General features: G+C 62.6%; 14 protein-coding genes. All 14 read right to left on the reverse strand.

The window, feature by feature from the left end:
- Positions 1 to 19: 19 nt before the first annotated feature.
- The 14 genes from QP305_RS04275 to ftsZ all read right to left on the reverse strand — a co-directional run bounded on the left by QP305_RS04275 (position 20) and on the right by ftsZ (position 12,749).
- Positions 20 to 544: a VTT domain-containing protein gene (locus tag QP305_RS04275; protein ID WP_035276647.1), complete on the reverse strand. Its 525-nt coding sequence runs from the start codon at positions 542 to 544 to the stop codon at positions 20 to 22.
- Between the two features lie 2 nt (positions 545 to 546).
- The gene (locus QP305_RS04280; RefSeq protein ID WP_087070931.1) at positions 547 to 975 is read right to left on the reverse strand and encodes a Fur family transcriptional regulator; all 429 of its coding nucleotides are present in this window, start codon (positions 973 to 975) and stop codon (positions 547 to 549) included.
- A complete protein-coding gene (locus QP305_RS04285; RefSeq protein ID WP_087070932.1) occupies positions 962 to 1,822 on the reverse strand; it encodes a metal ABC transporter permease in 861 nt (286 codons plus the stop codon). The genes QP305_RS04280 and QP305_RS04285 overlap by 14 nt, the downstream gene beginning before the upstream one ends.
- Positions 1,819 to 2,586, reverse strand: a complete 768-nt coding sequence (locus QP305_RS04290; protein WP_284904153.1) for a metal ABC transporter ATP-binding protein — start codon at positions 2,584 to 2,586, stop codon at positions 1,819 to 1,821. The genes QP305_RS04285 and QP305_RS04290 overlap by 4 nt, the downstream gene beginning before the upstream one ends.
- Complete coding sequence (locus QP305_RS04295; protein WP_284904155.1) at positions 2,577 to 3,551, reverse strand: metal ABC transporter substrate-binding protein; 975 nt, start codon at positions 3,549 to 3,551, stop codon at positions 2,577 to 2,579. The genes QP305_RS04290 and QP305_RS04295 overlap by 10 nt, the downstream gene beginning before the upstream one ends.
- Before the next feature lie 99 nt (positions 3,552 to 3,650).
- Positions 3,651 to 7,184 carry a DNA polymerase III subunit alpha gene (gene dnaE, locus QP305_RS04300; protein ID WP_284904157.1) on the reverse strand — a complete coding sequence of 1,178 codons (3,534 nt, stop codon included), beginning with the start codon at positions 7,182 to 7,184 and terminating at the stop codon, positions 3,651 to 3,653.
- Between the two features lie 10 nt (positions 7,185 to 7,194).
- Positions 7,195 to 7,740: a GNAT family N-acetyltransferase gene (locus QP305_RS04305; protein WP_284904158.1), complete on the reverse strand. Its 546-nt coding sequence runs from the start codon at positions 7,738 to 7,740 to the stop codon at positions 7,195 to 7,197.
- Complete coding sequence (locus tag QP305_RS04310) at positions 7,737 to 8,657, reverse strand: RluA family pseudouridine synthase (RefSeq protein WP_284904159.1); 921 nt, start codon at positions 8,655 to 8,657, stop codon at positions 7,737 to 7,739. The genes QP305_RS04305 and QP305_RS04310 overlap by 4 nt, the downstream gene beginning before the upstream one ends.
- A gap of 1 nt (position 8,658) precedes the next feature.
- Positions 8,659 to 9,216, reverse strand: coding sequence for a signal peptidase II (gene lspA / locus QP305_RS04315; RefSeq protein ID WP_284904161.1), 558 nt, complete (start codon positions 9,214 to 9,216; stop codon positions 8,659 to 8,661).
- A 5-nt stretch (positions 9,217 to 9,221) separates the two neighbouring features.
- A complete protein-coding gene (locus QP305_RS04320; protein WP_016442554.1) occupies positions 9,222 to 9,803 on the reverse strand; it encodes a DivIVA domain-containing protein in 582 nt (193 codons plus the stop codon).
- A 96-nt stretch (positions 9,804 to 9,899) separates the two neighbouring features.
- Positions 9,900 to 10,193, reverse strand: a complete 294-nt coding sequence (locus QP305_RS04325; RefSeq protein ID WP_284904162.1) for a YggT family protein — start codon at positions 10,191 to 10,193, stop codon at positions 9,900 to 9,902.
- Positions 10,193 to 10,600: a cell division protein SepF gene (locus QP305_RS04330; protein ID WP_284889610.1), complete on the reverse strand. Its 408-nt coding sequence runs from the start codon at positions 10,598 to 10,600 to the stop codon at positions 10,193 to 10,195. Before QP305_RS04330 ends, QP305_RS04325 begins: the two co-directional genes overlap by 1 nt.
- 40 nt (positions 10,601 to 10,640) lie before the next feature.
- Positions 10,641 to 11,456: a polyphenol oxidase family protein gene (locus QP305_RS04335; RefSeq protein WP_284904163.1), complete on the reverse strand. Its 816-nt coding sequence runs from the start codon at positions 11,454 to 11,456 to the stop codon at positions 10,641 to 10,643.
- A gap of 81 nt (positions 11,457 to 11,537) precedes the next feature.
- Positions 11,538 to 12,749 (reverse strand): cell division protein FtsZ, encoded by a 1,212-nt coding sequence (ftsZ, locus tag QP305_RS04340; RefSeq protein ID WP_284904164.1) that lies wholly within the window; start codon positions 12,747 to 12,749, stop codon positions 11,538 to 11,540.
- Positions 12,750 to 12,907 lie beyond the last annotated feature (158 nt).

Here is a 12,907-nt window from a genome sequence, read left to right on the forward strand (position 1 = left end):
CGGATGATGCGTGGCCCGTCTAGTCTACCGCCGCGCCCGTTTCCGCGCGGTCCCGGCCGGTGCGGAAAACGAAAAGGAAATATGCGACGACGACGCCCAGTACCACCACTGCGGCAATTCCCCACGGGTTACCGAAAATAGCGGCCCAGACCGCTCGCAGGGCGAGCATGCCAACCGTCGAGTAGATCGCCGCCCAGCCCAGCCAGCCGGGCAGCGCGGCCAGGGTGAAACGCCAGCCGCTCATGCGGGTGAGCCCAGCACCGATAAGGATGACGGTTTGCACCCCGATGGTGAAGAAGCAGAGAGTAACGAGGGGCCAGCCGCGCCGTGCCACCCGCTGCGAGGCCGCGATCACGCGCTCGTCATGCGCCCAGGCCCAGGCCCGGTGGGCGAGGCGATTGCGCGGTTCGCGCTGCCGGGCCACCAGGTAAGCGGCATAGCGCCCCAGCCAGAAAGTAGCGCTGGAACGCAAGGACACCACGAGGAAAAGGAAAAGGTAAACAAAGGCGAAGGAGCGCCCGGCCAGGAATGAGAAGGAATCCATGCTTAGCGGCCCATTCCTTCCCGGTTCCGGCCGTTATGCTGCCCGGCGCAATCGGCGCAGACCCCGATGAGTTCAAGGGTGTGATCCACATCCGAGAAGCCGTTCGCGGTGGCGATGGAACGCACCCAATCTTCGGCCCCTTCCAGGGCGATTTCCACGGTTTTCCCGCAGCGCCGGCACATGAGGTGATGGTGGTGTTCTTCGGTTTCGCAATAGCGGTAGAGGGTTTCGGTGCCCTCCTGCATGGTGTCGAGAATCCCTTCGTCCGCCATCGCCTGCAAGGTGCGGTACACGGTGGCCAGGCCGATGCGCCGGCCTTCCCGGGAAAGTTTTTCGTGGAGCTCCTGGGCGGAAACGAATTCCGGGATCGTCTCCACCATCTTCGAAATGGCGATCCGCTGGGCAGTTACTCGCGGTTTAGACGCGTTCATGAACCCTCCTGTGGTTGCGCCGTACCAGTGTGGACATGATTGCCACAACTGCGTACCCGGCAATGAGAATCACCGCGATCATAGCCCCGGGAGAGGCAGAAACATAGCGGGTAATGACCAATCCGACAAGTGCGGCCCCGCATCCGAGCCCCATGGCCAGGCGCTGGGTGTGCGCCAGGGAGGAGCACACCAGCTGGGCGGTGGCCACCGGCACGATCATCATGGCCGAGACCAGCAGAATGCCCACCACCCGCATGGAGACCGCCACCGTGAGGGCCGCCGTGACCGCGATGAGGATGTTAAAAGCCCGTACCGGCAGGCCCGAGGCCCGCGCGAAGTCTTCATCGTTCGTCACGGAGAAGAGCGGGCCGCGCAGCCCGATACCCACCGCGAGGATAACCACGGTGAGGGCCACGGTGTACCACACGTCCTGCCCCGTGACCGTGGTAACCGAGCCAAAGAGGTAGTAGTTGAGGTTCGCCGTCGTACCACCCGCGAGGGAAATAAGCAGTACCCCGCACGCAATGCCGCCGTAAAACAGAATCGCGAGCGCGGTATCTCCCGAGGTGATTCCCGAGGAACGCACCCATTCGATAATGAGCGCGCCGAGCACCGCAATAATAAGGGCGCCGGGTACCGCGAAACGTTCGGGTTGCCCGTGCAACCAGGTGCCCGTCAGCCAGCCGAGCGCCACCCCGGTGAGGGCCACGTGGCCGATGCCGTCGCCCATGAGGGCCATGCCGCGTTGGACGAGGTAGCTGCCCACGATCGGCGCGGCCAGCCCCACGAGCACCGCCACCAGCAGCGAGCGCATCATGAGGGGCGAGGAAAGAATATCTGCGATCATTGCGCCACTCCCCCGTGCACGTAGCCATCGGATACTTGAATATCGCGACCCACCAGGTGGGCGAGTTCCCCGCGTTCGTGGAGCACCATGACGAGGGTGAGGCCCGAGCCGTGCAGGCGGGTGAGGATTTCGGCCAGATCGGCACGGGCGCGGGCATCGATCCCGGCTAGCGGTTCGTCAAGAACCAGCAGATCGGGGCGGCGCACCAGCGCGCGGGCAATCATGACGCGGTGCTGCTGTCCACCGGAAAAGACCCGCACCGGGTCCTGGGCACGGCTTTCCAAACCCACCGCCGCGAGGGCCTCGTAGGCGGCGGCGCGGGCCGCTTTCCCTTTATCCGCGAAGAGGTGGCGCCCGGAAAGCAAACCGGAGCGCACCACTTCCAGGGCGGTGGCAGGCAGGTTGCCGGCATGCACCATCGACTGGGGCACGTAGCCCACTCGGTGCCAGGGCACCTGGCGGGGGCGCGCGGTATCCACCCCGAAAATCTGCGCGGTTCCGGTATGGGGTACGACGCCGAGAAGCCCTTTGACAAGGGTGGATTTGCCCGAGCCGTTGGGCCCGAAAATCCCCACCGACTCCCCGGCCGCGATCTCCAGGTGAGCCGAATGCACGATTTCGCGCCCGCCCAGGGTAATGCACAAATCGCGGGCGAGGAGGGCCGGGGAAACCGCGGGCTGCGCCGGTATCGCGCCCCTAGCCGGTGCCGGAGACGTTCCGGGTGCTGCGCCCGTACCCGGTGCCGGGGCCGGGCTTACTGGCACTGCAATCCCTCACGCAGGTGGGCGAGGTTGCTATCCATAATGGCCAGGTAGCCCGCGCCCTCCGGATCGGCTTCCGCGGTGCTCAGCGAGGAAAGCTGCGCACCGGTTTCCGCCGCGATAGCCTCCGCGGTTTTCGCCGGGCTATTGGCTTCCGCGAAGATGGTGCGGGTCCCGGTTTCTGCCATAATGCGTTTCACTTCGGAGATATCGAGCGGGGAGGGATCTTGATCGGGGTCAATCCCGGCGATCCCCACCTGGACCAGGTTGTAACGGTCGGTCAGGTAACCGAAAGCCGCGTGGGAGGACACCACCGTGGTGGTGGCGCACTGGGCCAGGCCGGTAGTGTAGCGCGAATTCAGATCGGTGAGCTCTTGCTTGAGGCGCGCGAAATTCGCCTCGAAATCACCGCGATGTTCCGGATCCATAGAGGAGAGCGAAGCGGTGATCGCTTCGGCTACATCTTGCATACGCACCGGATCAAGCCAGAAATGCGGGTCGAGGACGCGCCCGGCTTCGGTAGCTTCATCCCCGTGATTATCGGCCAGACCGCGGTGGTGGACCAGCTTCGCGGCATCGGCCAGGTTCACGGCGTTACCGGCCCCGATGGTGGAAATAGCCGCGTCGAGAGAGGGCTGGAATCCGGAGACGTAGAAGATAACATCCGTGCTTTCCAGCTCCGCGACCTGCTTGGGGGAAAACTCGTAATCATGGGGTTCCACATTGGTGGGGGTGGCGGAGGTGACCGTCACGTAGTCCCCGCCGATCTGTTCGGCAAGCCACCGGATCGGGGTGAAGGATGCCGTCACGCCAATGCGCGCGGTATCCGCGCTCGATGCGGCCCCGGAGCTTGAAGCACTATCCGCGGGCGAAGTAGAGGAGGACTGGCACCCGGCCAGCAGGGCGGTGGATCCCAGCAGCGCCGTGCAGCTAAGCAGCGCCGCCATACGAGTCAAAGTTTTCTTCACCCGCCCAGTCTACCCAACGCGCCCGGTGGCGCGTCGCGGCGGCCGGGCCCGCCGACCGCGCGTAGCCGCTGCACCCCGCCTCGCAACGCCGCCGCGACGCTACGACACCACGCAGTTGCGCCCAAGGAGCACCTTGAGATCAGAGAAGAAACGCGCTTCGGGTTTGACGTAAAATTCCTGGCCCACCTGCACCACCGAGGTACGCCCGGGGCGCTGGATATGGAGCCGCACCGGGGCGCTACCCGGGTAGGTGCGCAGCAAATCGCTCAGCTGCCCGAGCAGATCGCGAGTGCAGATACGTTCAGCAAGCTGCACATCCACGGGCGAATCCGGGAGCAGGTCACCGCTGGGGATTTTCATATCCTGGGCGGAGAGCTGAATATTGCCATCCCGATCCGAGACGCGCGCCGTAATAATCGCTACCTGGTCCGGGGCGAGCAGCCCAGCCACGGTCTGGTAGGTGGCCGGGAAGAAGTTAATTTCGGTACTGCCCGTCATATCTTCCAGGACGATCGTCGCCCACATCTTCCCGTTTTTCTTGGAGATGCGCGGCTGGACAGCTGTGACGAGTCCGGCTAATGTCACAGTCCGCCCGTCCGTTGCGGCGTCGTCGTCCAAAAGACGCACCACCGTGGTATCTGCCGCACGGTCCAGAATATGTTCCATGCCCGAAAGCGGGTGGTCGGATACATACAGGCCGAGCATATCGCGCTCGAGGTTGAGCTTTTCGCGTTTATCCCATTCGGGCAGCTCGGGGATATCGACCTCTACCCCGCCGGCGATTTCCGAACCGCCGAACAAATCGAATTGCCCCACCGCTTCATTTTTCTTTAGGGCGACGACGGCGTCTACCGCCTCGGCGACTTTGGAGAGCAAGGCGCGGCGGGTGTAGCCCATCGAGTCGAAAGCCCCGGCACGCACGAGGCATTCCACGCTGCGCTTATTGAGGACCTCGAGGGGGACCTTATCGAGGAAGTCCTGGAAGGAGGTGAAAGCGCCCTTCTCTTCACGGGCGCTAATAATGCCGTCCACGACTTTCGCGCCAACGTTACGCACCGCGGACAGGCCAAAGCGGATCTCCTCCCCCACTGCGGAGAAATTCGCCAGGGATTCGTTCACGTCGGGCACCAAAACCTTGATGCCCATGCGGCGGGCTTCCCCGAGGTAGACCGCCATTTTGTCTTTATTGTCTTTGCGGGAGGTGAGGAGGGCCGCCATGTATTCCACCGGGTAGTGGGCTTTCAGGTAGGCCGTCCAGTAGGAAATCACGCCGTAGCAGGCCGAATGGGACTTATTGAAGGCGTAGGACGCGAAGGGCTCCATGGTGCCCCACAGGGTTTTCACCGCGTCCTTGCTAAAGCCCTGGGCCACCATCCCGGATTCGAAATCGACGTACATCTTATCCATGACGTCTTTTTTCTTCTTGCCCATGGCTTTACGCAGCGAATCTGCCTGGCCCATGGTGAAGCCGGCCACCGTCCGGGCGATCTGCATGATCTGTTCCTGATAGACGATCAGGCCGTAGGTGGGGGCCAGAATCGGTTCGAGGATCTCCTCCAGCTCGGGGTGGATCGCCTCGATTTTCTGCAGCCCGTTCTTCCGCAGCGCGTAATTGGTGTGGGAATTCATCCCCATGGGGCCGGGGCGATAGAGCGCGGACACGGCGGAAATGTCCTCGAAGTTGGTGGGTTTCATCTGCTTGAGCAGGGTGCGCATGCCCGAACCATCCAGCTGGAAAATACCGAGGGTATCGGCATGCTGGAGCAACTCGAAGGTGCGCTCATCATCGAGGGGAACATTATCAATATCGAGGGGATCTTTATTATTCGCCACGATATTTTCCAGGGCGTCCTCAATGGTGGTGAGGTTGGAGAGCCCCAGGAAGTCCATTTTGAGGATGCCGAGGTCCTCGCATTCGGGGTATTCGAATTGGGTGATGACCGCGCCGTCGGCCGGGCGTTTCATCACCGGGATCACGTCCGTGAGGGGCACGGAGGACATGAGGATGGCGCAGGCATGCACGCCCCACTGGCGGGTGAGGCCTTCGATGCCCTGGGCCAGGTCGAAAACGCGTTTGGCATCCACGTCGGTGGAGACCATATCGCGGAATTCCCCGGCTTCCATATAGCGGGAATTCTTCTCATCGAACACGCCAGAAAGCGGGATGTCCTTGCCCATGACCGAGGGCGGGAGGGCCTTGGTGAGGCGTTCGCCCATTTCGAAGGGGTAGCCAAGCACCCGGGACGCATCCTTGAGGGCCTGCTTCGTTTTAATAGTGCCGAATGTGACCACCTGGGAGACTTTGTCATGCCCGTATTTATCTTCCACGTAGGCGATAACTTCCCCGCGGCGGCGTTCATCGAAGTCCACGTCAATATCGGGCATGGATACGCGTTCCGGGTTGAGGAAACGTTCAAAGAGGAGGCCGTGTTCGATGGGGTCAAGTTCGGTGATATGCAGCGCGTAGGCCACCATGGAGCCGGCCCCGGAGCCACGCCCCGGCCCCACCCGGATGCCATTGCGTTTGGCCCACAGAATGTAATCGGAAACCACCAGGAAGTAACCGGGGAAGCCCATCTGCACAATGACTTCCACTTCGTAATTGGCACGCTGGCGCACGTGATCGGGAATATATTCCCCGTAGCGCGAATGCAGGCCGCGTTCGACTTCCTTAATGAACCAGGAGGTGATGTCCTCCCCGTCGGGCACCGGGAAGACCGGCATGTAATTGGCGCCTTCAGCGGCGGTAGTGAAGGAAATATTGCAGCGTTCGGCCACCAGCAGGGTGTTTTCCATCGCCCCGGGCAGATCCCCGAAGAGCTTGTACATTTCCTCGGTGGAACGCAGGTGGTAGCCGTGCCCGTCGAATTTGAAACGGTTGGGATCCTGGAGGGTGGAACCGGAATTAATGCAGAGCATGGCGTCCTGGACGGAATGGTCCTCCGCGCGCACGTAATGCGAATCATTGGTGGCCAGCAGCGGCGCATTGATTTTCTTGGCGAGGTCAAGCAGGTCATTGCGGGTGCGCCGCTCGATCTCATTATCGTGGTCCATGATTTCCACGAAGTAGTTCTCTTTACCGAAGATCTCCTGCATGCGCCCGGCGGCCTCGAGGGCTTCGGCGTGCTGGCCCAGCCGCAACCGGGTTTGTACCTCCCCGGAGGGGCAGCCGGCGGTGCCGATAAGGCCTTCGTGCAGTTCCTCAAGGAGCTCGATATCCATGCGGGGCCATTTGCCCATCTGGCCTTCCAGCGAGGCGCGCGAATCGAGCCGGAAGAGGTTATGCATCCCGGTGTTATTGGTGGCGAGCAAAGTCATATGGGTATAGGCCCCGCGCGCCGAGACGTCATCGCTGCGCTGTGATTCATCCCCCCACAGCACCCGGTTGCTCGAGTATCGCGAGGTCCCCGGGGTCATATAGGCTTCCACCCCGATAATCGGTTTGATGCCGGCGTCCTTGCAGGCCCGGTAAAACTCGTAGGCGCCGAAGCAGTAGCCGTGGTCGGTGATGGCCAGGGCGCTTTGCTTTTGGGCGACGGCCTGCGCCACCAGCGGCTTAATTTTCGCCGCCCCGTCCAGCAGGGAGTATTCGGTATGGGTGTGGAGGTGAACGAAATCTGAGGGAGCGGCCATGGGGCCTAGTCTATCCAGCGCTCACTACCCGCGCCATTTCCCGGTGCCAGATGCGCGCGTCCAGGAAGGGTGCGCGAGCGGTGAGTTCGTAGCCGAGGGCCCGGTAGAAGCCGATTTTGTCCTCCTGGGCGTCGAGGATGATCCGCACCTGCCCGGCGTGTCCAAATTCGCGCAGCGCTACCTCGGCTGCGGCCTCGCACAGGAAGCGCCCCACGCCTAGCCCGCGGGCGGAACGGCGCACGCAGACGCGCCCCAGGTGTACGACACCTTCGGTGGTTGCGTAGACCCGCGCGGCACCTAATGCTTCACCAGCATTATTTTCGACGACGACGTGGTGGGCGCGTTCGTCGATATCGTCGAGTTCTTCTTCCAGCAGTACGCCTTGTTCCCCGCAGAAAACCTCAATACGGAGGGCGCGAGCCCGCTCCAGGTCTCCCTCGAGCCAACGCAGCTGGGTGGCGCCGCGGTGCGGCGCGGTGGTATCTGGCGCGGCAGGCGGCGGGGTGGTGGGGCGCGGCGCACCGTCCAGCGGTGCGCCGTCGTGCGCCGTCGTCATGAAAAAACTCCCGCGCGCATGCGCTCGAGAGCGGTGGCGAGGTCCTCCGGGTAGGGTGCCTCGAATTCGCGCCAGCTGCCATCGGGGTGCTCAAAGCCGAGGCGGGTGGCGTGCAGCCACTGGCGGGTGAGCCCCAGGGTTTCACTCAGGCCCGGGTCAGCCCCGTAGGTGGCGTCCCCCACGCAGGGGTGGCCGAGGGCGGACATGTGCACCCGGATCTGGTGGGTGCGTCCGGTTTCCAAGTGAACCTGGAGAAGACTGCCGCCGGCCATCGCTTCGAGGGTGTCATAGTGGGTGATGGAATGGCGCCCATCCGCCCGCACCCCCATTTTCCACTGGTGGCGCGGATCGCGCCCGATGGGGGCATCCACGGTGCCGGAGAGCGGGTCGGGATGCCCCTGCACGAGGGCGTGATAGATCTTTTCGGGAACGCGGTTGCGGAACTCATCCTTGAGCAGCACATAGGCGCGTTCTGATTTCGCCACCACCATGCACCCTGAGGTGCCCACATCTAGGCGATGCACAATACCCTTGCGTTCGGCCGGTCCGTAGGCGGAGAGCTGCACCCCGGCGTTCATGAGGGCGCCCAGCACATCCGGGCCGGTGAAATTGAGGGAGGGATGGGCCGCCAGGCCGGCCGGTTTATCCACCACCACCAGATCGGCATCTTCGTAGAGGATGGGGATGGTGACATCTCCCCCGCGCGGGGCAACGGTGCGCGGGGTAGGAATATTGATTTCCAGGATGCTCGGCGCGCGCAGCCGGACGGATTTCGCTACCGGGTTGCCGTCCAGAAGAACATCCCCGGCATCGATAAGGCGTTGCACTTCCGCGCGCGAGAGGCCGGTCAGGCGCGCGATCGCCGCGTCGATACGGGCCTCATTAAATTCTTCCGTGACCGGGTAGGTCCGCCACATGCTACTCGCCTCGCTCCGACTTGCCAGGTGCTGGCATGGAGGCTGATGCGGATACGGAGCCGGAGTCCGCGCTGGCCCGAGCTGCGCCGTCGTTCATAAAAAACGCGACAGCGATCATGATCACGGCCCCGGCCACCAGCGCAATATCGGCCACGTTTCCCACGAACCAGTCGAAGTAGGCGATGAAATCGACCACGTGCCCGGCGAAACCACCCGGCTCAAAGAAGATCCGGTCGATGAGGTTGCCGGCCGCGCCGCCCCACATGAGAGCCAGGCCCACGCCGATCCAGCGGTGGCGTACCCGTGCCGCGAGGACGGGGAAAACCGCGAGCACCACGACAAGCGCGATGGAGGTAATGGCGCGGGTGGAATTTGCCCCCAGTGAGAATGCTGCACCCGGGTTGAAGACCAGGTGCAGCCCGAGGGCATCCCCCACAATGGCGATGCGCTCCGTTTGGCTGAGGTTAGCGATGGCCCACTGCTTCGTGAGTTGGTCGATGGCCACCACGGCCAGCGCCCCCACGAGGATGAGGAACCACGAGGTGCTTCGCCTCACCATACGCACTAGTTACGAGCTTCGGGTTCCTGCGCGCCAGAATCGACGTTGGCGAGCAGCGTCTCCAGGTAGCTGTGCAGGCGCGTGCGGTAATCACGCTCGAAGTCACGCAGCTCGGAGATCTTGCGCTCCACCAGGCCGCGTTCCTGCTCCAGCTGGGCCAGGGTGCGGTTGGACTGAGCTTCGGCATCCTCGATGATCTTGGCACTGCGGGTTTCCGCATCCTGGATCTTCTGAGCCTTCTCGGTTTCACCGCGGGCCACGAGTTCTTCGTAGGTCTGCTGCGCCATCTGAAGCACGGCGGCGGCCTGTTCCCCAACGGTGCCGGTGGGTTGAGCGAAGGACGCGGTGGTTGTGGCCTGGTCCGGCGCTGCGGGTTCTTCACCCGAACCGTTCTGGAGTTCGGTCACGCGCGCTTCGGCGACGGTGGCGCGATTCTCCGCTTCCTGGAGCTGCTTCGACAAATCGACGATGGTTTCGTAGATCGCGTCAAGGAATTCGTCGACCTGTACCTCGTCGTAACCGGTCTCCGCGGTTTCCGGGCGCTTAAAGCGGACATCCATGACATCCTGTGCCGTGAGCATTGCCATTTCTCACCTCAAGTAGTGTAACGAAACTGTGTTAAGAGCACGTGGCTGTGTTATGAGCACACGGCTCTCGGATAAAGCCTACCTCATCTGGGCGAACTACGAGACAAAGATACGTAAAATTATCCCATTGAGGATTTGAAGCACGATAAAAACAACGATGAAACCGATGTCAATCGCGATGCCTCCCAGCCGCAGGGGCGGGATGATTTTGCGCACCATATTGAGAATCGGGTCCGTGAGTGCGTAGACGATATTAACGATAACGAGAAGGGCGCCACTGGGGCGCCAATCACGCGCCGCAATGGTCACCAGATCAATAATCACCCGCGCGAGCAGCACCAGAAGATAGATGCTGATGAGGGTGGAAAGAATGATTCCAAGTACTGCCATTAGAACGAATCACGCGACTCCGGGCGCTGGTTTTCCATGCGGACGGTGCGCGGGGTCATGAGCAGCACGTCCGCGGAAATCTTATTGAGATCCCCGTGTAGCCCGAAGCAGATCCCGGTGGCGAAATCGACAATGCGATTGCGTGCAACGTCGTCGGCTTCCGCCAGGTTGATAATGACGGGCAGGCCGTCGCGGAATTGTTCGGCGAAGCCCCGCACCTCGGTGAAGGAACGCGGCTTAGCGGTGATGATGCGGGCGATATCGACCGGCTGCTCCACAGCGTGAATTTCGCTGACGGGGCTTTCCGCTTCGGCCTCGTAATCATCTTCGTAGTAATCGGCATCGTCCTGGTAATCCAGGTACTCGTCGTCGTTAAGCGTTGCCTTGGAGACAAAACGCTGGAACATTCCCATAGCAGCCAACCCTTCTCGCTGTTCTCGTTTTACGTTAGGCGACGCGCCCGGCCTTGTCAGCACGGCGCGCCGCTGGGGCGTTGCAGTCCACCGCGAGCACGCCGGCGAAGCGGCCGGTGCGCGATGCACGTCGGTAAGAATAAAAATCTGGATCTTCGCGGGTGCACCGAGGACTGACGTGGATCTCAGACACACCGACGGCGCGCAGCTGAGCGGTGAGCCCGGCCGCAATATCGAGGGAGGGCGTGCCCCAGGCGGTGCGCCCGGCAGCCTCGGGGATGCGCGCCGCGACGCTAGCCCGGAGCTCCTCGGGCACTTCGTAGCAGCGCCCGCAGATGGACGGGCCAAGGTAGGCGATGAGGTGCTCCGGCCCCAGGGCACGTGCCGCAGCCGGCCCGATACCGGCCTCCAACCCGCGCCGGCCCACGTGAACGGCCGCCCCGGCCCGGCGATCCTGCGCCACTAGGAGCAGCGGGAGGCAATCGGCCACCATGACCACCGCGGCAGCACCCCTCGGTACCGGTGCGGCGCCCGAGCTAAGCGGGATGTCAATGAGGAGGCCGTCGGTGTCGGGGGCCACGAAGGTGCCGGCGGAAGTCAGAACGCCGGCATCTTCAAGGTGGTCCCCGTGCACCTGGTCCATATAGACGGGGCGCTGCCCGATCTGCGCTGCGAGCAGAGCTCGGTTACGCTCCACGGTGGCGGGGTCATCCCCGACGTGGTGGGCCACATTGAGGCCCGCAAAAGGAGCGCGGGATACCCCACCGGCGCGGGATGTGAATCCCGCCCGGATGCGGCCACCGGGCACGGAGATATCCGCTACCCACTCCACCAGCGCGCTACGAGTCATTGATGCCTGAGTTTCCTATGTCCTATGTTTCCCTGAGTTTTCGAGCTTTTCCGGGGTTTCCCTTGATTTTCCGCGGTTTTCCTAGTTTTCCTCGAAGAGGAAGGAGGGGATATCCAGATCGGAGCGCTGGGGTTCTTCCACCCGCGGCGGGATGGCGCGGTGAGTTCCCGGGCGCTGCGCAGCCGGCTGCGCTTCGGGCTGGGCCGGCGTATAGGTGGGGCTGGCCACCGGGTGGGCCGGGCTCGCCACGGCTTCGACTTCTGGTTCGGGTTCGACCGGGGCCAGATCTTCGATGGGTTCCACGGTATCGTGCCCGGCGGGCACGCCATCCATCTGCAAAAGGTGGTCACGTGCCTCGTCGAAGCCCGCGGCAATCACCGTCACGCGCACCTCGTCGCCAAGGGATTCATCGATAATCTGGCCAACGATAATATTCGCGTTCGGATCCACCGCTTCCTTGACCATCTTGGAAGCGGAGGCAAGCTCCTTCATACCGAAGTCCGCACCGGCCAGGAAGGAAATAAGTACGCCGTGTGCACCGTCGATGGAGGCTTCCAGCAACGGGGAGGAGATGGCGCTTTCGGTGGCGCGCACCGCCCGATCTTCCCCGGAGGCCGAGCCAATACCCATGAGGGCGGTGCCCGCGTCCTTCATAATGGCCTTGACGTCCGCGAAGTCGAGGTTAACCAGACCCGGAATGGTAATAAGATCCGAAATTCCCTTGACGCCCGAGCGCAGCACCTCATCGGCGAGGTGGTAGGCCTCAATAATGGTGAGGTCTTCTTCGGCGATCTCCAGGAGGCGATCATTGGGGATAACAATGAGGGTATCCACCGCTTGACGCAGTTCCGCAATACCCATGGAGGCGTTATTGGCACGCTGGGCACCTTCAAATTCAAAGGGACGGGTCACGACGCCGACAGTCAGCGCTCCCAAATCCCGAGCCACCTTGGCAACCACGGGGGCGGCACCGGTGCCGGTCCCTCCGCCTTCACCAGCAGTGACGAACACCATATCCGCGCCTTCGAGGGCGCTTTGGATAACTTCCACGTTTTCTTCCGCGGCGCGCTTACCCACCGAGGGATCCGCACCCGCTCCCAGGCCCTTAGAAACCTCGCGACCAATATCGAGTTTGGTTTCCGCTTCGGATTTCACCAGGGACTGCCCGTCGGTGTTAACGGCAATAAATTCCACACCGGCAAGTCCGTCTTGAATCATACGGTCAACAGCGTTGACACCGCCCCCGCCGACCCCGATGACTTTGATATTGGCGGCGTTATTGACTACGGCCATGAGTTTTCCTCCCGAACCTCAAGTAAAACTTGAGGTTTTTCGTTCCTGACTTCGCGGAAAAGATAGTAGGTGAATGACAACGGTGCAATTCCCCGCGCTGGTGTGTTGCGAAGTGGTTTGCTCTGCTGGGTCGAAATCGGGTGGAACGATACTGCAGT

This window comes from Actinotignum timonense, from assembly GCF_030216305.1.
Taxonomy (GTDB): domain Bacteria; phylum Actinomycetota; class Actinomycetes; order Actinomycetales; family Actinomycetaceae; genus Actinotignum; species Actinotignum timonense_A.

What these genes read in the sequence shown, in the direction of transcription:
- QP305_RS04275 (WP_035276647.1), bottom strand. Translation starts at nt 544, where the DNA reads ATGGATTCCTTCTCATTCCTGGCCGGGCGCTCCTTCGCCTTTGTTTAC.
- QP305_RS04280 (WP_087070931.1), bottom strand. Translation starts at nt 975, where the DNA reads ATGAACGCGTCTAAACCGCGAGTAACTGCCCAGCGGATCGCCATTTCG.
- QP305_RS04285 (WP_087070932.1), bottom strand. Translation starts at nt 1,822, where the DNA reads ATGATCGCAGATATTCTTTCCTCGCCCCTCATGATGCGCTCGCTGCTG.
- dnaE (WP_284904157.1), bottom strand. Translation starts at nt 7,184, where the DNA reads ATGGCCGCTCCCTCAGATTTCGTTCACCTCCACACCCATACCGAATAC.
- QP305_RS04305 (WP_284904158.1), bottom strand. Translation starts at nt 7,740, where the DNA reads ATGACGACGGCGCACGACGGCGCACCGCTGGACGGTGCGCCGCGCCCC.
- QP305_RS04310 (WP_284904159.1), bottom strand. Translation starts at nt 8,657, where the DNA reads ATGTGGCGGACCTACCCGGTCACGGAAGAATTTAATGAGGCCCGTATC.
- lspA (WP_284904161.1), bottom strand. Translation starts at nt 9,216, where the DNA reads ATGGTGAGGCGAAGCACCTCGTGGTTCCTCATCCTCGTGGGGGCGCTG.
- QP305_RS04320 (WP_016442554.1), bottom strand. Translation starts at nt 9,803, where the DNA reads ATGGCAATGCTCACGGCACAGGATGTCATGGATGTCCGCTTTAAGCGC.
- QP305_RS04325 (WP_284904162.1), bottom strand. Translation starts at nt 10,193, where the DNA reads ATGGCAGTACTTGGAATCATTCTTTCCACCCTCATCAGCATCTATCTT.
- QP305_RS04330 (WP_284889610.1), bottom strand. Translation starts at nt 10,600, where the DNA reads ATGTTCCAGCGTTTTGTCTCCAAGGCAACGCTTAACGACGACGAGTAC.
- QP305_RS04335 (WP_284904163.1), bottom strand. Translation starts at nt 11,456, where the DNA reads ATGACTCGTAGCGCGCTGGTGGAGTGGGTAGCGGATATCTCCGTGCCC.
- ftsZ (WP_284904164.1), bottom strand. Translation starts at nt 12,749, where the DNA reads ATGGCCGTAGTCAATAACGCCGCCAATATCAAAGTCATCGGGGTCGGC.